Below are 23,091 nucleotides of genomic sequence, written 5' to 3'. Positions count from 1 at the left end.
TATTACAAAATGGCTTTACCAGGAGTATTTGATACCGATCTGGCCGGACAATGAGGTGAAGTCATTATCTCCAGACTGCCCGCCGACCTGCGTCGTGACCTGCAGGTTTCTCGTCACATCACTGACAATCCCTGCCTTCACTTCTCCGTACGATTTAGGTGCTCCACTTTTAATCGCGTCGTCATTCATCACGACTGTGCCGGTGTTCTGTGTGTACCAGTAGTTGACCTCAACAAACGGTCGAATCGTCTGACCACCTTTCAGCGTATGAACGCCATACAGACGGGCACCTGCACGCGCGGTAACACCTTCCGCATCCTCTGTACTCACTTTCGTCCCACCGACTTCTGTATGGTTGTCTGAACGGTAAGAGGAATATTTCAACTGGCCCTGAGGTTCGACGAAAATCTTAGTGTTTTCATCATCACTCAGCTTAATAGCATAGCCAGTTTCCACTGAAACGGTGTCCATTTGAGAACCATACGATTCCTCTGGTAAACCGAAGCCATGAACGCTGTTATCAAACCAGTTGTGTTGCATCCATGAATCGACATAGGCGCCGCCCAGATCTTTGTCTTTCTCATACCAGGTGCCATAAACACCGGCTGAGTAACCACTTACAGAGCCATCGGCGTGAATGTGATTGCCTTGATCTTTTTTGGCGTAGGTCTTAGCAGAACCCCAACCGCCCATGACACCGGCATACACAGAACCGAACTGCGTATCCGGTTTGCTCAGCAGATCAACACCCATCTGGACAGAAGATATATCCGCAGAGTTTGACAGTGCGCCATTCGCCATTTTCCCTGAGGAGTGGCTGCCGGTAACACGCGCCCAACTTGCATGCTCATCTTCAACGCCGTTCTGACCGGTTGAGCGGTTATAGCTCTCACGATCGTGCAGCGTCATTTCAAACATTGACTGAGCTGCCAGCATGTTTCCTGCGTAGACCCCGGCTTCCGGACGCAGACCTGCGTTGCTGTTATTGTTGTTGTCGTCATCACCGCCTTTATCGTCATCACCCTCGTTACCTTCATTACCGTCTTCAGCTTCTGTGCTGGTTGAGCTCAGGTACCAGCTTTCTGCATCGCCCCCTTTGCCGCCACGCACCAGACCGTAATCGTAGGCCCCTATCGCCAGGGTACCGGTGGTAGAACGATAGCCCGTTGACTGTGAAGAAAGCGTGAATGAACCGTTTTCCGTGATTGCGCCATTGATGGCGTCAACAACTTCAATGCCGATATCGGTTTTAGCACCTGCTCCGCCATTATTGAAGACAGCCAGAGAGGTTATGCCGGTGGTCTTACCGCCATCCAGGATAAGTTTATCCGTCGCGGAGGCGTCGTTACCCAGAACGGTATTGATGGCAACAGTACCGCCCGCACCGATCATGTCGCCCTTAACAGTCAGTGAGTTACCGACATTTTGACCGGCCAGTTGCACCAGACCGCTGTTGGTCAATGACCCCACTGTCAGGTTAGACACTGCGCTATCACCGCCGCCGTTAACCAGAGGAAGTACGTTGTAAGAAACGATACGACCCTCGTTATTGACGCTGCCATTCACCGCACCGATACCGGAGAAGGTACCGTTCGCATTGATGTTCAGGTCACCCGCCATCGTTGAAGCTGTTGATGTGCGGTTACCCAGCATCATCACGCCATCGCTGACGGTGGTATTTCCGCTGAAACCGCTCAGTTGAGAGTCCACCATGAACGTCGCTGAACCGAGTTTGTTGAACTCACCGTTGCCGGTCACGTTATTGCTGAATGTCCAGTCAGTTTCAGTGTTGGCGTTGAATGTGCCATCCAGCAGCAGGTCTGCGGTACCCAGATTTTTCGACTCATCAGCAGTCAGCGTTGAGTCTTTCGCAACATCAAACTGTCCTTCGAATGCCGAGCTGTCACCGGTCAAGGCTACATTCGAGCCATCACGCAGTTCAACGCTTCCCAGACCAGAGAAACCAACGCTGCTGATGCCATCTGGTGTGGAAGTCCATGACGCGTCCTGCGCTGACAGGTTAGCGAATGTCACTTTGTCACTGTCAGTGGTCAGCGTAATACCCTGCGCATTGTTAAACGCTTCGGCGGTATTGAGGAACAGTTGTGAACCGTCGGTGACATCAATCTGGCCGGTAAAGCCAAGCTGAGTACCCGCTACGCTCATGACGGAAGGATCGATAACCAGTTTACCGTTGCCGAACAGCGTGTTATCGCTCGCAAATCCACCGGATACATCACCCGCAGAACGCTGGCTGTCAGAAATTGTCAGCGTACCGTCGAGATTCAATACGCTGCCGGTATACGCAGCGAGCGCGCCGATGGTTTGTGAACGGCCATTCATATCAACCGATGCACCCCCGTCAATCGCCAGATTGGCGGTTTTGCCCAACACATCGTCTGCAGCAAGTTTTAAGTCGCCCGTTTGAACAACCGTTTCACCGGTGAAATCATTCATGTTGTTAGAGAGCGACAACGAACGACCCACGCCAGCGTTGATTGCCAGGTTACCTGTACCTGTAATTTGGGTGCTGAAGTCCATTGCGGCACCGGTGGCACCGGCGTCAGGCGTCAACGTCAGGGACTGACCCGCCTGCAGATCCACTTTCTTCAGGCCGTAGCCCACGTACAGGCCATCATTGGTATCACCGAAGCTGGTGGTGTAATCGTAAGTACCGATCGCCACCGTGTTTCCGCCTTCAATGATGTCATTGATGTTCATTGCGCTGATCGCATTGCCCTGCGCGTCGACCAGCTTCAGGTTGCCCACAGAGGAGCCTGCCGCGATCGAGGTGGAGTCAATGAGTTTCAGTTTTGCATCGTCATCCTGAGACATCAGATTCAACGTACCTGACGGTGCCGGGTTAATGACCTGCGCCGCCGCCGCTGCACTGATGCTCACTTCAGAGGCTTTAGTGACATCCAGTACGCCGGTTGAAACGCTGCCTTTCGCCGCGATATCCGTCGGGATGGTGGTGTTGCTGAAATCAATGCGACCACCCGCCAGCGTCAGGTTACCGATGTTTTGCACACCGTTGCCCACCTTGGTCACGTTGCCGGCACCTAACGACAATGTTGCACCGGCGAGGGTGGCGGTATTGTCACCAGACAAGCTGAAGGTGTTATCCGTCAGCGCCACGGTACCGGTGAATGCATGGCCTGCACCGCTGCCGAAGGAGAATGCGTTACCCGCATTCGATGCATTCAGCGTGCCGTTACCGGTCAGCAGATTGTTGAAAGCAAATGCACCTGTGGTATCCGTGTTCAGTGCACCGCCGCTGACCAGGTTAATGGCGCCCGTCCCAAGGTGTTGACCGGACGTGGTGGCTGCCGCATCGACTGCCGCTTTACCACTGATATTCCAGTTACCGGTATACGCAGAGTTTGCGCCGGTGATCGTTGCTGTACCTGCGCCGGTGACTGACGTCACACCCGCACCTGCCAGCGTGGAGGCGAAGCTTTGTGCCGTGCCGAACGCCAGGTTCAGACCTTGCGCACTGTTTCCGGCAGCGGTATTGACGTTAACCACACCCGTTCCGAGCGCGCCTTTATCGGTCAGGGTCATTTTACCTGCGGCGATGTTGGTACTGCCGGTGCGATTATTCGCGCGGCTGATGGTCAAATTACCTGTGCCATTTTTCGTGAACAGACCCGCACCGGTGATGGCGTTAGTGAATGTCCAGTTGGTGGCGGTATCCAGAATAAAGCCGCCGGTGTTGTTGATGGTCGCTGTGCCAAGGTTGGCTGCACGTGACGCCGTCACGGAGTTATTAGCCGCAATGTTAATCGCGCCGGACAGTGTGTTAGTTCCGGTTACTGTGACGTTTGAACCATTCGTCAGATCCAGAGAACCGCTTCCGGCAATGTTTTTCGCCATTACGCCAGACGCATTGTTCAGTTCCAGTTTGCCCGCCGTGGTGACGGTGCCGGTGTTACCCAGACCTGCCACGTTGTTTAGCGTTGCAGACGCGCCGGAAGCGACAGAGACATTCGAGCTCAGAGAGGTGTTAGCCCCTTTCACTGCGAAATTACCGCCATTAACATTCAGCTGACCTGCACCGGTTAATGCACCGTCAGAGGTCCCGCCGTTGGTCATCGACAATGTCCCGCCGTGAACATTGAGCGTAGAGCCTGTCGCACCGCTGAAGCTGCCTACCGTCTGGCTGTAACCATTCAGATCTGCTGTTGCCGCCGCGGCGATATCCAGCAGACTTGTCTTACCGAATGCGTTATTGGAACCTGCTGCCAGGGTACCGGTGGTAACGGTTGTTTTCCCGGTATAAGCATTAGATGCGTTGGTCAGTGACACCGTGTGCCCCGCACCGGCGGAAATATCAAGATTCCCTTTGCCGGTAATGGTTGCAGACATGTCTGTTGCCAGACCGCTTGCGCTGGTATCAGGCGTCAGAGACAACGTCTCTCCGTCGATAACATCCACACTTTTCAGAGCGTAAGAGACATACATGCCGTCATTTTTATCACCGGTATTCAGGCGGTAATCATAAACACCTGTTGCAACTTTTTTGCCGCCGCTGGAGATATCAATGGACTGCCCGTTACTGATGACCTTGCCGTTCTGATCAACGAGCGTCAGCGCGCCGCCTGCACCGGTAATGGAGCCTGCACCGGCCAGCTTAGTGATAGCACCTGAGTCATCCTGAGACAGAATATTGGTGTTGCCGCCTGCGGATGGCGCCGTTGGCATCAACGTTGGCGTCGTTACCTGCACGGTACCTGCACCGTTAATGTCGATATTTTTGGCTGTAATAATGCCGTTAGCCTGGGTTTGAGCCGGGATAGTGGCATCGAAAATGACTTTACCACCGGCAAATGTCAGACCGCCGATTTGCTGATTGCCGCTGCCGACCGTCACAATGGAGTCTTTGTCGGCCTTCAGCGTGGCATTGGTCAGCGCTGAGGTATTGTCGCCCTTCAGAGCAAATGAAGTCTGTTTCAGGTCGACAGTACCCGTAAACGCGTTACCCGCTGCGGAGGTGAAATCAAACGATTTCGTGTTGTCAGCAAGCTGCACATTCAGCGTACCGTTTCCGGTCAGTTTGTTGCCGAAGGCAATATTGCCCGCTGCCGGCGTGACATTCAGTGTGCTCGCAGCACTGCTGAGGTTAACGCCCGCAGTCCCGAGGTTGTTCATCGCCGTCACAGCCGCGGAACCGACGATGTTCCACATGCCTGCCAGCGTATTGACACCCGTCAGGCCAACATCGGTACCCGTAATGTCCACTGTGCCGTTGCCGGCAATCGTGTTGCTGAAGCCAAGCTTGCTGAATGCCAGATCCAGTTTGCTACCCGCAGCGACAGAAACCGCCGAAGTACCCACCGATTTATTGCTCTGCAATGCAAGGGTACCCGCATTAATCTGCGTGGTGCCGCCCAGCGTGTTGTCGCCGGAAAGGGTCAGCTTGCCGCTGCCGGTTTTGGTTAATGAACTTGTTCCGTTCAGTACACCACTGAAGGTACTGTCTGCGGTGTTGTTAGCGGTTAATCCTGCTGATACCAGAACGTTACCCGCGCCGGTCAGATTGTTCAGCTGCTGCGCGTTACTGTTCAGATCGAGCGTGGCATTCTTTTTAACATCAACGGCTTTGCTGCTGGCAAAGACATTCACCGCACCTGCTTTCGCGGTGCCGGATGAAACGGTTGTCGTGCCAGTATAAGTATTGTTAACACCTGAAATCGTGATGGCATTGGTCGCCGCGATATCCAGGTTACCTGCGCCAGTCAGTTTGGCTTTCAGTTCAGCAGCCGTGTTGGTTGCTGTACCTTCGTTCAGAGACAGCGTTTGATTATCTTGCAGATCAACCTGATCCAGCTGGTAGGAAACGTAGAGTCCGTTGCCGCCCGCGCCGGTGCTTGCCAGAGACTCACTGTAGTTGCCTTTCGCGACAACATTCCCACCCTGGGTAATGTTTTGTACGCTGTTAGCACCCATTACCGCGCCTTTGCCGTCAACCATTTGCAGGTTTTTAACATCACCGGCAATGGTGGTGGCGGCAATCAGCTGATTCGTCACACCGTCATCGGCCAGCAACAGACCTGCAGCAGAATTCATTGCTGCCAGATCCAGCTGCACGGAACCGCTGTTCAGCGTGAGCGTATTGGTAGTGATTTTCCCATCGATCACACCTGATGAGTTCATCGTAGTCAGCAAGCTGCCACCGTTCAGCGTCGTGTTACCTGCCGTGACGTTACCGGTCATGGTTGCTTTACTGCCTGCTTCAAGCTTCAGCGTTGCGTTAGCTAACGCGGTTGATGCGTTGGCATCCAGATTCGCAATACCATGAGCGATATCCGCTGTACCGGTAAAGGCAGAGCCCGTGTTTGCACCAAAGTTGAACTGGTGATCGGTACCCCCCAAATCAACGGTCAGCAGACCGGAACCGGAAAGCTGGTTATCAAAGATGAAATCTGCATCTGCCGGAGCAATCGTCAGTTCGCCGTTGCCGCTCAGTGCCACACTGCTCTGCCCGAGGCTTACGGCATCGTTCACGATGGCTGAAGCATTGTTATTAACGTCCAGCACACCGCTGAAACCGGAGTTATCCGCAGCAACCTTCACATCAGTACCCTTGATGTTCAGGGTACCGGCGCCTGTCAGCACATTGCTCAGCGTATCGCCTGAGAAATTAGCATTCAGCGCTGCCCCTGATGCGATGCTGATATTGCCTGCGCCCGCTGCGTCATTGTTAGTCATGACCACAGCGCCTTCGGACACGGATGTGCCGCCGCTGTAGGTGGAGACAGTGTCCAGAGTGAGCGTACCGCTACCGGTTTTGTTCAGCGTACCTGCGCCAGTAATGTCGCCGGTCAGGGTGAGATTATGAGCACCGCTGTTGATGGACTCAGTACCTGCAGCCAGGGAAATATTATTATCGACCGCCAGCCCGTTGGTGTTGGCAACCAGAGTGGTGCCGTTCGCCAGAGAAACAGATCCCTGACCAAAGCCCTTATTGGTGCCGATACCGACGCTGCCCTGATTAACAAGCACATTGCCGCTAAAATTGGTGGCCGTGGAATTGAAGTTAACCGTACCCGAACCGGTTTTGGTCAGGTTCTCGGTGCCGGTCAGCAACAGATCACTGCCAAATGTCAGTGCGCCAGCCGCATCAGCCACGTTCAACGTCGTCGCCGACGCGATTTTGCCTTCACTCCCCAGAGAGCCTTGAAGCGTCAGGGTATTGGCACCCATGACACCCACGTTTCCGTTGAATACCACGCCATTATGTAAGGTTTGATTGCCACCGGCTGCTTCGATACTGCTGCCGTTTGCCAGGGTCAACACCCCCAGACCTGCAGGCCCTTTCAGCACACGGCCATACTGATCCAGTGAACTGGATGCACCTACTTGCAGCAGGCCACCTTCAATGGTTGTCCCGTTGGTGTAGTTTGAATCGGCAGACATCAGACCCAGAGTACCGAAGCCTGTTTTAGTAATCCCGACAAACGGACCGCTGATCGTACCGGTTAAGTTCAGTACCGAGAGCGCATCCACTTCAGAGATGTTCAGATTACTTTGCAAAAGAATCTGTGAAGCGATGGTTGGCGCAGTATTACTCATGACACGAATAAGCGCTGGTGTATTAACATCACCGCTATCGAGGGTGATTGTGCCCCCGCTCAGCGTGAAGGCCTGGCCCTGGTCGCTTTCAAACGAAATAGACCCAATAGTCGTATTTCGGCCAAGAGAAATCGTGCTGCCATCAAGATTTGCGTCAGTATTATCAAATACCGCCGAATCGCCAGCACCGTTTGGTGAGCCGATATCGGTCCAGTTGCTGGATGACCACAGATCGTTATTAGCATGATCATCCCAGACATACGCCAGGCCCACTGGAACCAGTTCAGTCCTGCCATTCGGATTAATCAGCGCTTTCGCACCCGGCGCATACCCGCCGGTGAACCAGATGTTTTGGATCTTCTGGTTGTCCGTCAGGCCATTGAGCACCACGAACTGATCCGCGCCGCCGCCTGAGCTGGCATTACCGTCCCAGTTATCAAGGTTTAAGGTCAGGTCTGAGCGACCGACATATTTTCCGTCGGCGGTCATATTAAGGGAACCGACGGTAACGATACTGGCACCATCACCAAAATCGATATGGCTGTCAGCGTTCAGCACCACTTGCGAGGCTGAGCTGAAGGTCTGATTAAGACCGTTCACCGCCAGAGTGCCGCCGTTAAGATTGAGTGTTCCGACAACGCCGACCAGATTGGCATTCGTCAGGGACAGAGTGGCATCAGGTTCAATCAGCAATTCAGGGGTAATCAACTTAGCACCCACAGATGTGGTGGTGCCGGCACCTTTCTTAATCAGTTTACCTGAGGTCGTGATAGAGCCTGTGGTATTCGTACCGGTAAAGGCTGAGTTACCATCGAACACGGTGTCAGTGTTCGCGCCCCCCTCAATGACCAGTCTTGCACCATTACTCATGGTCATACCGTCACCAGAAAGGCGAACAGTTGAACCGTCTGTGGTGACAATTTTGGTCAAACCATTATCAAGATTGAGATGGCCTGTGCCGAAGTAGTTATGACCCTGGTCGACAGCTCCGGTCGTCACATCGCCCGTTGCAGTAGCCAGCAACGTAGACGAATTACCGACCTTAATGCCACCGGAAATCTGATTGTCGCCGTTCTTTAATTCCAGAGTACCTGGACCACTTATCGCAAGCAGGCTGGGTTTACCCGTCTTATTGTCGACAAACTGTGACTCGACAGACAGGGTGGTGTTATTCGATAAAGACATACTCGTGGATGACAAATCGATGGTTGAGGTGTCCCAAATCAGGGTTTTGGCATCGCCACTACTTGTAATACCGATGTTTGAGCCCGCGAGGACAATCTGATTAGACATGCGGCGAGAGGTGATCCCGCTGCCGGTTTCACTGTAAGCGCCTAGCCAGCCACCGTTCGAGGTATACGCACCGGTCCCCAACGCACCGCTGATGATATTCCCTGAAGCATCTTTAACCGAGTCCGCGCCAACATATAGCTGACCAGACGCCTCGTTAACCCCGCCGCTGAAGGTGTTTTGCCCCAGAAATACGAAGCTGCCGGAGTTTGTGTATGAACCGATACGACCAAAGTTAAACCCACCGGCACCATCCAGAATATGGTCCTTGCCAAATGCGATCTGAGAAATGCTACTCGAACTCATATCGTTAACTTTCGAAACGGTACTGGTCCCCTGGTGGTCAAAGTTAATATTGCCTGACAATGTCATGCCGCCGGCTAAATTCAGCTCATTACTTAACTCCAGGAAGTCAGATCTACCGGTACTGTTATAGGTTATCCCATGGCTTACAGAACCATTAGTGACAGAGATCGTACCCGTTCCCAACCCCTGGTCGTGGGCAACCACCACATTAGTGCCATCGAGCACTACACCACCGGTGAAGGTATTATTAGCGCCATTCAGAACCAGCGTACCGGAGCCGGTGTTTCTGATACCCCCCGAGCCGGAGATATCGCCATCCAGAATCAGTTGGCTGCCATAGCCGGCATCAAGGGAATGCTGACCCGCGGTTAATGTTGTTGAGCCAGTAAATGTCAGGTCACCGCCATTGGTGCTGATGATTCCGGCATCCGTATCACGACGTAATGCCAGATTACCGTCAATGAATAACGGCCCGTCCACGGTATGATCCCCATCACGAGATTCAAGCGTATAGGTGCCGGCGCCGCCGTTACCTACGGTTAAACCCGCGGTGCCGAACAGTGAACCGTCTTCGTTAATTTGAATAACAGAGGCATCTTTCCAGAAGAACCCGCCGGTATAAGAGTTTGCCGACCCGCCGGAAATACGCAGCGTACCCGTGCCAGTTTTGTTGATGCCGCCGTTGCCATCGACATCGCCCGTCCAGTCAAGATAACCGACGGTTTTGGCAACATCATCAATATAGTTAAGCGTATCAGCCAGATGCACATCGGCAGTGAAAGTGACGATGTTGTTACCTGAGTGGTGCAGGATGGCGTCACTGTTGTCATCAAAGGTAAGGGAGCCATTCCCTCCCAGCGTAAAGCTTTCCTTTCCGACCGCCTCAATCATAAGGTGGCCTAACGTATAATCGCCATCGACCTTGATGGTTTTACCATTTAACTTGCCATCGAGATCGCGGATGGTTGCACTTTGATCGACGGCATCAGGCACGATACCCGCCAGCCAGTTTGCTGCATCACTCCAGAGGTAATCGGGATTTGACGTCGCGCCATTCCATTCGTTGGTCGCATCGCCATTCGGTAATAGCGTCCAGAAACCGCTATACAGCGAGTCTGAGACATACGCACCGGATTCATAGCCTGTAAACGCCACATTAGATAATTGATTAGTGGTAAATGTTGGGTCCGCGGCGAAGCGCAGATACGAGCCACCCACCTGATCCCAGGCACTGGAACTTGCCAGCGTTAATATCTTGCCGTCGACCCAACCATTGGATTTTTTATTACGTGAGGCTACGGTTATTCCACTGTTATCCATCAGAATGGTGGAGTTATCCAGCAAGGATAATGAGCCTAAACTTTGCTGATAGTTATCGGTATCCAGCGCACCGCCATTAAGCACCAGATTAGTAGACGAGGTGATCTGGTTATCCCGGGATAATTCGATTGTCCCTTCGGTAATATTCAGGTCGATGGCAGATAAATCCGTGATGCTGTCATCAATTTTTACCGTGCCGGAGCCTAATTTAGAGACATGCCCCAAACCAGAAATTGTGCCGCCAACCGTTGAGCTAATGGTATTTGAATCTTCGCTGCTCATAACGATATTGGGTGTATTGACCAGCGTCGTGCCAGAGAAAATAAGATCCCCTGATACGCCCAGCGTTCCTTTGCTATTCGCCGTCCCACCGTCCAGTACACCACTGGCCAGAGTGAAAGTACCGCCGTCTAAATAATCCAATCCACCGTTGTTTTGCAGCGTCAGTGTGGAATCGTTGAGCGTGGCGTTATAGCCATGACTGTCTATCGTGACCTTGTTGCCGTTACTCACGGTAATATTGCCGGAACCCAGGTAGTTATGACCGGCTTCCAGTTGACCGATATTCAAATCGCTGGTTAATGAGGTTGAAACCCCTCCCGCGGCATTTCCCGTGTTCGTGACAAACAGACCGCCGCCAAAGGTATTATTGGCACTCTCCAGGTTTAAAACTCCACCGCCATAGCCATTGGATACTGACGTCAGAGAGCCATTTCCGGTGAAGTTGGTCCCGCTTTCAAAGGTGACCTGCCCATTTACACGGATCGTTCTGTCAATACCGTCTAAGTTGAAATCTTGAGCATGGGTGAAATCTATATTTTGCGCCGAGAAATCACCGTTGATATCCAGTGCGTTATCCACGACAGCAATCGAATCTAGCCCGATATTATTGGAAACAATGGATGCCCCGTTTTCAATTGTTATCTCGCCGGTGCCCGCTGAATTAGCGAGTCGGAGCATAGAGTTTGAAAGAAGAGTGATATCGCCGCTGAAATTAGAAGAATCGAGGTTCTGGCCCAGATTTACCAGACCATTGACGATCAGTTGCCCGGCACCTGTCAGTACGCTGTTAAAACCAACGCCCACAGCCCCGATTGACCTTTGTGAGTCGGTGGTCACTACTGTATCGCTGTTTAACTGAGCATTGTTAAAGTTCAACGTACCATCGCGGTCGGTCTGGGTGATAGCCGCTTGCGTGTTAGCATCGCCGCTATCAAAAATCAGAGTTCCTCCGCTAACCGTCATGGCATAACCGGCAGCAGCGCCAGTACCTACGGTTAATGAACCAATAGTACGATCTGTGCCCCCTAAAATCAGGCTGCTGAGGCCGGTGGCGGAGGCGCCAAATATGACAGAGGCACCTGCGTGGTCAGGAATATTATAGGTGTCTCCACCCACCCAGTTTTGGCCGTTACCCCACAGAGAGCTTCCTGCCGCTCCGCTCCATTCTGCCGTCATGTTTTCAAGCGGACGGAGTTCGTCACCCACCTGAACTGCGCCCTGGTTAAAGCCCTGGAACCAGACAGAACTCAGTTGATCGGCAGTCAGCGTGTTATCAACAGTGACATGATCCAGCGATGAACCCAGATTGCCTTCCCAGCCACCGATACGCAGTGCATCGCTTGCACCGGAAAGCGTACCCAAAGCAACCAGGTTGGAACTTCCACCTGTACCGCCCATATTGACGGTCAGTGAACTGTTATTGCCGCTGTTTACGCCGGTGAAGTGTTGATCATAGCCGTTAAAATTCAGTGTTGAATCAGTGTCCTGAACTAAATTGAGATCCATCCACGGTGAAATCTGATCAGCCTGATGCATGACAAGCGTACCGCCGCCTAAATTGACGGTAGAGGTGGCTATCGTAGCGGTGCCCAGATCCAGAGTTCCGTCTAACGCAGTGAGCGACAGAAGGCCCAAATCGGTTATTCCGCTTTGCACAGTCAGGGTGCCTTTTCCTGACTTCGTCAACGCCCCGACGCCTGTAATGGCACCCGTACCGTTAATGTTCTGTGCTGAGGCGGAATCCATAGTGATGCCTATTCCGGATTGCACACTGGTAGAACCTGACAATATCGTCAGGTCTTTCCCTACATCCAGAATTACGCCACCACTATTAAGTAAAGTGGTATTGCCCAAAACAACTGAGCCGCTGGAGTGAAGGCTTCCTTTGGTTGCACTATTACCAAAATCAATAGTACCGCCAGATAATGTAGTCGTACCTCCGCCCAACACATTAATCGTCGCACCATCTGTTATTTTGGTGGTACTGCCTGCAAAATCGACATTGCCTGTTGCAGAGGTATTAATATTCAGAATTGAAGATGCGCTCGAAACGTCAATATCGCCGGTGCCGAGCATATGATTGGTGCCACTGGCATTACCAATCGTTAAGGTATCGGAAACTGTGCCAGTGCCGACAGCGCCTTGTTGAATGTTCAGGCCACCGGAGAAGGTGTTATTTTTTGATTCAAGTACCAGGGTGCCTTTGTCGGTTTTGTTGATGGCACTGCTACCCTGCAATGCGAAATTAGATCCGAAATCTAATGTTGCGCCATTACCGGCTTCCAGATTTAAGTCTTTTGTCAGCGTGGCGATTTCATTAGCATTTAATTTGAGCGTTTTACCTACGCCGGCAACGCTGAATCCGTCATTAAGCGTAACCTGGTTGCTAAGGGTACGACTGCCGGATGAAACATCGAATTCTTGATCGCCACCGTCGGCTAAAACAATGATGGCATTTCCGAATGCGGAATTATTACCCACAGCAACGGTACCGGCATTGAAATTAAACTGACCATTGAAGGAGTTCGCGCCATTTAAAGCCAGGCTACCCACACCCTCTTTATTAACGGAAGAGGCATTAGTTATTGCCCCATTAACAATGATCTTGTTATTTGTTCCATCTTCAAATGTTAATTTTTTCCCGCCGCCATTAATCGTCCCATTCAGCGTAAGTTTTGCGCCGTAGGTGCTGTCATTGGTAATATTCAGGTTGTTGCTGGTGGTGATTTTCGAATCAATCGTCGCGTTAATACTGTCCAGGAGAGAAATCAGCGAGTCAGAGCCGAGATTATCGAAATTCAGTGTGCCGCCGGAAATGCCAAAATTCGACATAGCGGAAATGTCGGTTGACGCAATGGAAAGCGAGCCAATCGTGTTGGTGGACGTTCCGAGGGAAACTGTTTTTCCATCAATCTTAACAGCATCATTATTAATAAAGTTAACACTGGTCCCTGCGCTATTTGGCACCAATGATAATGACCAGTTTGATGCTTCACTCCAGTTGTCATCAGCCGCACCGGTCCAGTCGGCAGATGCACCATAGGCAGAGCCGCCCAAAAGCAATGCGCCGCCACCCAGAATACTGATCAGAGTATTACGGGTTATGTTTTCAGAACCAGTAAAGGCATTATTCATATTGTTGTGCTGCATTGATTTACAAGCAGACGACAACTCTTTATATAGTTTTTTTAATATAAAGACTTTTTCACATTTTCTTTTCATTTGATTCCGATCCTATTCTGTTTTTTTGCTGACATGCCTTCTGTAATAAAACAGAATAAGATAGCAAAACAGAAGATAGTGATTGCCGATTGATTTACGAGTTGAATAACAGAAGGATCTATCGTGCAATGACGATAGATTAATTCCTTCAGTAATTAACGACTATTTGAAGTAGTTCCTTTACTGCGCAGGGTTCCATACGTTTGATTCTTTACATCTATCGGTTATTTCTAAAAGCTCTACAAAATGACTGTCATCAAGTGATTTTTTATTATATATCATATAAAAATCTACTGGCTCAGGCTCATATAAACACTCGAGTACTTTAAAATTAAAGCTGGTTGCAAATTTATCCGCAAACCATTTAGGAACAAAACTCACAATATCCGAGGTTTCAACAATGCTGGCATTCACGAACATCGAGCCGCTGCTGAACAAAAAATTGCGACTACTAAAATAATTCTGAATATCAGCCTGGGTTTTCTTAAGCCCATCAGAGTTTACGTTCAGGAACGTAGACTTCTCAAATTGCATCTCTTCCGGACTTAATGTCGTTCCTAATCGCGGGTGATTCTTTCTGCAAATAGGCACAGCCTTTTCAGTCAAAAGATGTTTTGAAATCGTAGCGAACGAATAATTTTGCTTTATATCAAATACAATATCCGCCTTTCTGTATGTCAAAATATCTTCAGCGCTGTTCTCGGTTAAATCCGCACTGATATGAACAATTTCACAATTCAGCCCTGCATTATCCACTGCGGTATAAATGGCAGGCAATAATCTCAATGCAACATAAGGCGTGGCATGAATAACTATTTTTTTCTTTGCCATGACGTTGGAAAAATCGTTCAAACTTCCCAATAACTGCTGAAGGTTGAAGTTCGTGTTCAAATGCACGTGCAAGTCTTTTGCGGTTTTTGTCGCATCTAACCCGTTTCCGCTACGGATAAACAATGCGTCAGAGAAGAAATCGCGGAGTCTGGTCAGCGACTGACTGATCGCGGAAGGACTCACATTAAGAACTTGTGCGGCTTTCGTGACGCTTTTGTAGGTAAACACGACTTCAAAAACCAACAGGAGATTTAAATCAAAACCATGCATTTTTTGGATATTAGAAATAAATTCTTTATTCACCATATGCCGTCTCAAACCCCTGTTCGATGTAGTTAAAAAAACGTCCAAAACCAAAGAATTTCATTGTGAAGCGTAGCAGAGTCTGCTCGCTGGGTTTTAACTTTGTTTTAGAGCGTTTGCTTAACGGAGTGCATAGTAACAACGCGTGCTTGAAATGAGCAAAGCACAAATACTTACATGCGATTAAGCTGTGCTAAATATCAAGTAATTCAAAAGAGTAAGAGATACTTTTAAGCAATTCGACCTGTCACTGATGCAGTAAATCTGCAAATACCCTCATGCAGACAGTGGTACCTGACGTGTTTTTTTATCCAGTTAAGCTGAGGTTATTGAGAAGTTTTAGAAACTGGCGTAACGGGACTTTTCTCAGCGGCCAGGCTTCCCGTCTGGCCGCTGCACCCGCATCACGCACGCACGATCGGCACATCGCTCCAGCGGGTGGTCCAGGCCGGTGAAAGCATGTCGCGCTTCATCTGCCAGCGCCGGTCGGTGCCCTGCCCGGCAAACCACAGCGTGCCTTTGCTTTTCTTATTGATGTCATCAAAAAGTGTCATCAGTGCATCGCTGTTGGGCCGGGGCGGAGACTCATCGAACAAATGCAGCTGGGCCACACCCTGGCTGAAAAAGTCACCCAGCATCACGCCCGCTTTTTGGTAGCGGTAGCCCTCTTTCCAGACGTTATCCAGGCAGCGTAACGCCGCTGAGATAATGTCGCGGGTATCCTGCGTCGGCGTCATCAGCCGGGTATTGGCGAGGTTGCCGTAATAAATGCCGCCGTTGTCGAAAGGGCTGGTTTTAATAAATACGCAGATTTGCCGGCAAAACTGATGCTCGCCACGCAGTTTTTCAGCCGCGCGGCTGGCGTGAAAACAGATGGCTTCGCGCATCTCCTGATAGGCGCTGACCCGAGTGCCGAAAGAGCGCGAACACACAATTTGCTGTTTAGCCGGTGCAAATTCTTCAAATCCGAGACAGGGTTCTCCGCGCAGTTCACGCACGGTCCTTTCCATCACCACGCTAAAGTTTTTCCTGATGTATCCCAGGTCGCATTCGGCCAGTTTGAGGGCTTTATCGATACCGGCATCATGCAGTTTTTTTGATGTCCTTCGCCCGATGCCCCACACCTCGTCAACGGGCAGAAGCGCCATCAGTTTACGCTGGCGTGCGGGATCAGACAGATCAATCACGCCCTCGGACTGAGTCCACTTTTTGGCAGCATAATTGGCGAGTTTTGCCAGCGTTTTGGTCGGCGCGATGCCGACGCCGATCTTCAGGCGGGTATGCTGCCCCACGGTCTGCCGTATCTTTTTGCCAAATGCGTGCAAATCCGTGTTGTGAGGTAACTCGCGAAGATCGAGAAAGGCTTCATCAATGCTATAAATTTCAATCTGTGGACAGATCTGCTCGAGCGTATCCATCACGCGCTGGCTCATATCTCCGTAAAGTTCATAGTTACTGCTGAACACCACCACGTTATGTTGCTGAAAAATGGCTTTTTGTTTGAAGTATGGCGCGCCCATTTTTATGTTGAGCGCTTTCGCTTCCGCAGACAGTGCGATCACGCAGCCGTCATTGTTGGAAAGCACCACGACGGGTCTGCCTTGCAGATCGGGCCGCCAGGCCACTTCGCAGCTCGCGTAAAACGAGTTCACATCAGCGAGTGCGTACATTGCGATGCATCATGCTGATAACAGTTGTCACCACGCCGACAATCTCGACTTCTCGGTCCTCATTCAGAGGGATCGGCGCATAAGCCGGATTTTCAGCGCGCAGATGAGGAAAAGGATGAAGCATCAGCCTTTTGACGGTGAATTCCCCATCGAGGCTGGCCACAACAATATCATTGTGGGCAGGCTTGAGGCTGAAATCGACCAGCAGCATGGAACCATCGATAATCGCCGCGTCCCGCATAGAATCCCCGGACACCTTAAGCACATACGTAGAGGAAGGATGGGCGATCAGATGTGCCACCAGATCGATCCCTTTCTCCACATAGTCGGCAGCCGGGCTGGGGAAACCTGCTGAAATATTGTTTAAATACAAAGGAATATTCGTTTTTTGCTGCCGCGTGGCTATCTTGTAAAGCATCATAAGGGGTTCTCACATCAATTACTGTGTTTATATACAGTATAGTTGATGAGATTTTCAGATCAATGCTCCCGGCGTGGATAAACCCCCGCTCCTCTCGTTCGCAAGACTATCAGCTTGATCTCACTAAAAAGATAATCAGCGCCTTTTTCGCATAGCAACGCTTTCCGCACCCTGCTCTGGCAGACGCCATGTAGTCTCAGCCATGCGTGCCCGGCATGACGTTATTGTCAGCTGAACGCCCTATTCATGAACTCAGTTCATAGAGTCTATCCGTTTACACGCCATTATTTATTAATGGATTAACGCTACTCTTCATTCATCACCGCGATATGTCATCGCCTGTGATTCACCTAAATCGTGAGGAACTGAACAATGCAAAAACGCTATCTCGGTAATTCAGGGCTTGAAGTCTCAGCGCTCGGCCTGGGGTGTATGGGGTTGAGCCACGGCTACGGCCCGGCGACAGATACCCGCGAGGCTGTCGCGTTAATCCGTGCCGCCGTTGAGCGCGGCGTGACATTTTTTGATACCGCCGAAGTGTATGGCCCTTATCTGAATGAAGATGTCGTCGGGGAAGCCTTAAAACCGTTTCGCGACCGGGTCGTTATTGCAACCAAGTTTGGCTTCACCTTTGGCGACGATAATAAACAGCAGAATTTAAACAGCCGCCCGGAGCATATTCGTCAGGCGGTTGAAGGTTCACTGCGTCGGTTGAAAACGGATGTTATCGATCTGCTTTATCAGCACCGTGTCGATCCTGACGTACCGATTGAAGAGGTGGCTGGGGCGGTAAAAGACCTGATTGCCGAAGGGAAAGTGAAGCATTTCGGGTTGTCCGAAGCGGGTGTTGAAACCATTCGCCGGGCTCATGCGGTTCAGCCGGTGACGGCACTGCAAAGTGAATACTCCATGTGGTGGCGTCAGCCTGAGCAAGAGATTTTACCGACGCTTGAAGAACTGGGCATTGGCTTCGTGCCGTTCAGCCCGTTAGGGAAAGGCTTTTTGACCGGGGCCATCAAAACGGGTACCACCTTTGGCGAGGATGATTTCCGCAGCATAGTGCCACGTTTTGCCGCTGAAGCGCTTGAGGCCAATGAACACCTGACGGTCTTGCTGTCCGGACTGGCGGCAGAAAAACACGTTACCTCCGCGCAAATTGCACTGGCCTGGTTACTGGCGCAAAAACCGTGGATTGTTCCTATCCCCGGCACCACTAAGCTGCATCGTCTGGAAGAGAACATGGCCGCAGCCGACGTGGTGCTCTCACCGGATGATTTGCAAAAAATCTCGCAGGCTCTGGACTCGGTCAACATTACCGGCGAGCGCTATCCGGCGGCATTGCAGGCGCGGGTCGGGCGTTAAGCCATCTGACCGGCGGTTTCTCGCAGATTCCGCCGGTCATTCATTCTTTGTAACGCAGCGCATCAATCATCAGTGCGAAAGCCGGTGGGTGCTGCTTGCGGCTCGGGTAATACAGGTAATAGCCCGGGAATGACGGGCACCATTCGTCGAGGATCTGGATCAGGGCTCCCGATTTAACCGCTTCTGCCACCAAATCTTCCGGCACACAGGCAATACCAAATCCGGACAACACGGCATCAATTCTTTCAGCCAGATGATTGAAAATCAGCTGCCCTTCGACCCTCACGCGCAACGGCTTGCCCTCTTTTTCAAACTCCCAGTGATATATGCCTCCGGCAGTAGGCAGCCGCATGTTAATACACCGGTGATCCTGCAATTCATGCGGCGTACGCGGGGTGCCGTAATCGCTGAAATACGACGGTGCGCCGACCACCACCATGCGCATGTCTCCCCCCATTTTGACCGCCACCATGTCCTTATCCACACTCTCGCCCAGACGAACCCCGGCATCGAACCGGCCATCGACGATATTTACGAAGCCGTTATCGACCACCAGTTCGACATTAATTTCCGGGTATTCCCACAAGAACGGTTTTAGCTTTGGCCACAGCAGAGTTTGGGCGGCATGTTCACCCGCAGAAATCCTGATATTGCCGGACGGGGCGCGGTTGCTCTGAAGAAGGGTGTCAAGTTCCTGCTCAAGATCGGCAAGGCGTGGCTCAAGACAGGCAATAATGCTCTCTCCCGCTTCCGTCGGGGCGACGCTGCGGGTGGTACGGGTGAGAAGACGAAGGTTTAACCGCTCTTCCAGCCCTTTAATCGCATGGCTTAACGCTGACTGCGAGACGCCCAGTTTACCCGCTGCTTTGGTAAAACTTCTCTCTCTGGCAACGACCAGAAAGACCTGAAGCTCATTGAAGTTTTCTTTTAGCATGGCGTATTCCTTAAAAAGCATGGCGGCAGAAGGTGGCACTCATGAAGTCAGTTCATGAACGCAGACAGTTTACCCCCGCAGGGCGATGTTATGCTTGTTTTTTATGAGGATTTTCGTGGGTTTACCCACAGAGGCCGGGTGAGCGCGAAAAAGCATTGCCGTGATGCCGCGCCCGTAATAATGAAAAAATACATTTGAAATTAGAATATATGAATTAAAAACAATTGATGGCATAAATACTTATTAGCTTATTTCCGCCAGCCTGGAAAATCATTATGAAATAACGCCCTCCGGAATAACGAATTAACTCCGCCCGGCTAATAACAGCCTGAATAAAAAGGTATGCTACTCGTCCATTCAGATAACGAGGCGGGATCGCTTCACATAATTAAGGTTTTTATGACTCCTCATATTACCCACGATGTCATTGAACATATCGCCCCGCGGGAAGTGATTATGCAGGCATGGAATGCGGTGGTGGCAGGCCTGCAATATTGCACTCAGGATACCGCCAGAGCGCGCTGGGCGCGACAAAGCTGGTTTGGAAAACACATGGAGTCGTCACCGGAACTTCTGGCCAGGCTGACGTTATTACAGAACTTCGTTAATTCAACCAAGCCATTGACGATTGCTTTTGATCCCCTTGCCAATATTCCCACCGCGATTGCGTATACTTATTCCCGGCGTCTCGATGATCCTTTACGTGTTCCCGCCATTTATTTAACCAGGAAATTCTGTACCGCACAGACCAATGACCGGGTGAAATATCTGATGAAAAACCGGAATAACAACGGCGTGCAGATTATTGCGTTGGCACACGAGCTTTCTCATCTGGTGATTGGCACCAACCGGAAAACGGGCAACTACTCTGCCGAGAAATATGCCCACGAGGCAAAAAACTTACGCGATAAAGATCCGCAATACGCGTTACATAACGCGGACAATTATGGTTTCTGTATAGAGATGTGTTCCTGATCCGATCCCGGTGTCAGTGCGCGTCGCCCGCCTGCCCACGCAAAAACGCCCTGACAGCGGGAAACCGCGATCAGGGCGTTATCGTCAGGTCATCAGGCCGCTTTGACGGCGCGTACCTTTTTGGTTTTTACCGCTTCTTCCGGCTGTTCTTCCATTTGCGCGTCTTCGGTATGCTCGTCTTGTGCATCAGCCTCTTCCGTCACGTCTGATTGAGCTGCGACGTTCGCCGGGGCACTTTCCGTTTCAGGCAGTTTACTGGTGCGCAGGATGTGCTGAACGGCGTCTTTCTGCTCGGCGAGGTGCATGGCGATGGTTTCCGCCAGCGCTTCGTCGATTTCAATATTGCTCTGTAACAGCCAGTCAGTAAAAGTATCTGCCATGTCGAGCATTTTGTCGTAGGCGTCTGCTTCTTTCTTATTGGCAAATGTCATTTTTTCTTCACCTTTTCTGACCACCACAAATTTTGTTTCAACAGCCATGATTTCACTCCTTATACTGTAATTATGTACAGTATATCAACAATGGGTAACGCTGACATCATACATTTAAATTTTTGATGCGTATTTTTAATGGCGCGCATTATACGGCGGGATCAATGAAAGAGGTTTTCAGCGGGAGAAAAAGCGGCTATCGGAATAAGAAACAGAGGCTGAGCAACCTCTGACGCCCGTGGGCTGGCGTCAGAGGTTTATCGGAAAGAGACGATCAACCCGGAATTAAAACGTCTCCCAGGAACCTTCATCACCTTTGTCCAGCGGAGAATTCATGCGGTGAGACAGCAGCGCCGATCTTTTCAACGGCGGCGTCTGACGCACCGGTGTGTTCACTCCCGCCGCACTGACTTTAAAGATGCTGATGGACTCCGCCAGACGCTCGGCCTGCTCGTTCAGGGAATACGCCGCCGACGAGGCTTCCTGCACTAACGCGGCGTTCTGCTGCGTCACTTCGTCCATTTGGGTGATGGCTTTGTTGATCTCTTCGATCCCCGTGCTTTGCTCATGGCTGGCGATAGAGATTTCACCGACGATATCCGTCACGTTCTTCACGCTGGACACCACTTCCGCCATGGTGGCACCGGCTTTCGCCACCAGTTGCGTGCCGTTATCGACTTTCGACACAGAATCGTCGATCAGCACTTTGATCTCTTTTGCCGCAGAGGCAGAGCGCTGCGCGAGGTTGCGAACTTCCGAGGCCACCACCGCAAATCCACGCCCCTGCTCACCCGCGCGGGCGGCTTCTACCGCGGCGTTCAGCGCCAGAATGTTGGTCTGGAAAGCGATGCCGTCAATCACAGAAATGATATCGACAATTTTGCGTGAGGAAACGTTAATGCCTTCCATCGTGCTGACCACCTGCCCGACCACTTCCCCGCCTTCGACGGCAACACGCGACGCCTTCGCGGCAAGCTGATTCGCCTGACGCGCGTTGTCGGCGTTCTGTTTCACGGTGGCGGTCATTTCTTCCATGGCCGACGCGGTTTCTTCCAGCGAGCTGGCCTGCTGTTCGGTGCGGGAAGAGAGATCCAGGTTACCCGCTGCAATCTGACTGGACGCACTGCTGATGGCCTGCGTACCCGAACGCACTTCGGTGACGATCCTGAGCAGGTTTTCATTCATATTTTTCAGCCCCTGCATCAGCTGGCCGGTTTCATCGGTGGAGGTCACGCGGATGTCCGTGGTCAGATCCCCGGCGGCGACACTTTCCGCCACCTGCACCGCCGTGCCCAGCGGGCGGGTAATGGAACGGGTGAGGAAATAGCCCATGATCATCGCCAGCAGAACGGCGATGACGGAGAAGATAAGCGTCAGCTGAATGGCCGTTGCGCCCTCTGCGACGGCCTGTTTGCCTTCGGCACGCAGTTGTTGGTCCTGTGAATTCGCGAACGCGTTCGCCAGGTCTAAGAACGCATTTTGCGAGGTGGTCAGTTTACGCAACACGTATTCGTTGGCGCCGTCCACATCCCCGGCGCGGGTCAGTGCGATCAGCTCCTGCTTGGCGGTTTCGAACGTTTCACCGGCCTTTTGCAACACCTGAATTTTTTGTTTCCCGGTCACCGTGCTCTGGATCGCGGCAATTTTATTCATTGAGGAATTCGTTTCCTGAGTTGCGCTATCAAGCTGCAAATAACGATTTTTATTTTGCTCAGGGTTTTTAATATCAATAACAATGCCGCGCAGGAATTTAATCTGTGAATTGACGCTGTCACGAACATCAAAAGCCAGACGCACTTTGACATAGCGATCGCCGATAATTTGTTCTACGGCGTCGTTAATGCTGCTTATTTTGGTGATGGCGGTAACGCTGACGATGATTAATAACAAAACAACCAGACCGAAGGCGGCGCCCAGACGAGCGCCTACCTTCATATTGCTGATAAAATTGAACATTTTTTCCCTTATTTCCTGACTATAAAAAACAAATACCATCAAAAATAATTCAAAATATTGACGATTTCATAGCGAAACTACTTTCGAATATCTTATTTAATTCAGAGGGGTTATCGGTAGAAATAAGGGGAACTTTAGGCGCACAGCAGAATGGAAAGTGTAAAAAGAGGTGAATGAATTTATAACGTTACTGAACAAAGCGGGGTCACATCC

At 51.2% G+C, this 23,091-nt stretch carries 9 protein-coding genes; 2 read left to right on the top strand and 7 right to left on the bottom strand.

Annotation, left to right across the window (positions count from 1 at the left end; all coding sequences use genetic code 11):
- Window positions 1–15: 15 nt before the first annotated feature.
- The 4 genes from ED901_RS17125 to umuD all read right to left on the bottom strand — a co-directional run bounded on the left by ED901_RS17125 (window position 16) and on the right by umuD (window position 17,220).
- A complete protein-coding gene (locus ED901_RS17125; RefSeq protein WP_162997890.1) occupies window positions 16–13,908 on the bottom strand; it encodes an autotransporter-associated beta strand repeat-containing protein in 13,893 nt (4,630 codons plus the stop codon).
- 267 nt (window positions 13,909–14,175) lie between these two features.
- Window positions 14,176–15,132: a LysR family transcriptional regulator gene (locus ED901_RS17120; RefSeq protein WP_122096630.1), complete on the bottom strand. Its 957-nt coding sequence runs from the start codon at window positions 15,130–15,132 to the stop codon at window positions 14,176–14,178.
- A 401-nt stretch (window positions 15,133–15,533) separates the two neighbouring features.
- Window positions 15,534–16,799 carry a translesion error-prone DNA polymerase V subunit UmuC gene (gene umuC / locus ED901_RS17115; RefSeq protein ID WP_122096629.1) on the bottom strand — a complete coding sequence of 422 codons (1,266 nt, stop codon included), beginning with the start codon at window positions 16,797–16,799 and terminating at the stop codon, window positions 15,534–15,536.
- Window positions 16,783–17,220: a translesion error-prone DNA polymerase V autoproteolytic subunit gene (umuD, locus tag ED901_RS17110; RefSeq protein ID WP_122096628.1), complete on the bottom strand. Its 438-nt coding sequence runs from the start codon at window positions 17,218–17,220 to the stop codon at window positions 16,783–16,785. The genes umuC and umuD overlap by 17 nt, the downstream gene beginning before the upstream one ends.
- A 372-nt stretch (window positions 17,221–17,592) precedes the next feature.
- On the opposite strand from umuD, the gene ED901_RS17105 reads away from it, so the two are divergent.
- Window positions 17,593–18,582 (top strand): aldo/keto reductase, encoded by a 990-nt coding sequence (locus ED901_RS17105; protein ID WP_122096627.1) that lies wholly within the window; start codon window positions 17,593–17,595, stop codon window positions 18,580–18,582.
- A 40-nt stretch (window positions 18,583–18,622) separates the two neighbouring features.
- On the opposite strand, the gene ED901_RS17100 is transcribed toward ED901_RS17105, so the two are convergent.
- Entirely contained in the window at window positions 18,623–19,516 is an 894-nt protein-coding gene (locus ED901_RS17100) for a LysR family transcriptional regulator (protein ID WP_122096626.1), read from the bottom strand.
- Between the two features lie 342 nt (window positions 19,517–19,858).
- Here ED901_RS17100 and ED901_RS17095 point away from each other — a divergent pair, with 342 nt between their 5' ends.
- On the top strand, window positions 19,859–20,491 hold the full coding sequence (locus tag ED901_RS17095; RefSeq protein ID WP_122096625.1) for a M35 family metallo-endopeptidase: 633 nt from the start codon (window positions 19,859–19,861) through the stop codon (window positions 20,489–20,491).
- 92 nt (window positions 20,492–20,583) lie between these two features.
- Here ED901_RS17095 and ED901_RS17090 read toward each other — a convergent pair whose 3' ends face one another.
- Together ED901_RS17090 and ED901_RS17085 are read right to left on the bottom strand one after the other, a co-directional pair.
- The gene (locus ED901_RS17090) at window positions 20,584–20,970 is read right to left on the bottom strand and encodes a YebG family protein (RefSeq protein WP_122096624.1); all 387 of its coding nucleotides are present in this window, start codon (window positions 20,968–20,970) and stop codon (window positions 20,584–20,586) included.
- Window positions 20,971–21,207: 237 nt separating this feature from the next.
- Window positions 21,208–22,878, bottom strand: coding sequence for a methyl-accepting chemotaxis protein (locus tag ED901_RS17085; protein WP_122096623.1), 1,671 nt, complete (start codon window positions 22,876–22,878; stop codon window positions 21,208–21,210).
- Window positions 22,879–23,091: the final 213 nt, after the last annotated feature.

It is taken from the genome of Rahnella sp. Larv3_ips, assembly GCF_003697865.1.
In the GTDB taxonomy this organism is placed as follows: Bacteria; Pseudomonadota; Gammaproteobacteria; order Enterobacterales; family Enterobacteriaceae; genus Rahnella; species Rahnella rivi.
This window is presented reverse-complemented; position numbering and strand designations above follow the sequence as displayed.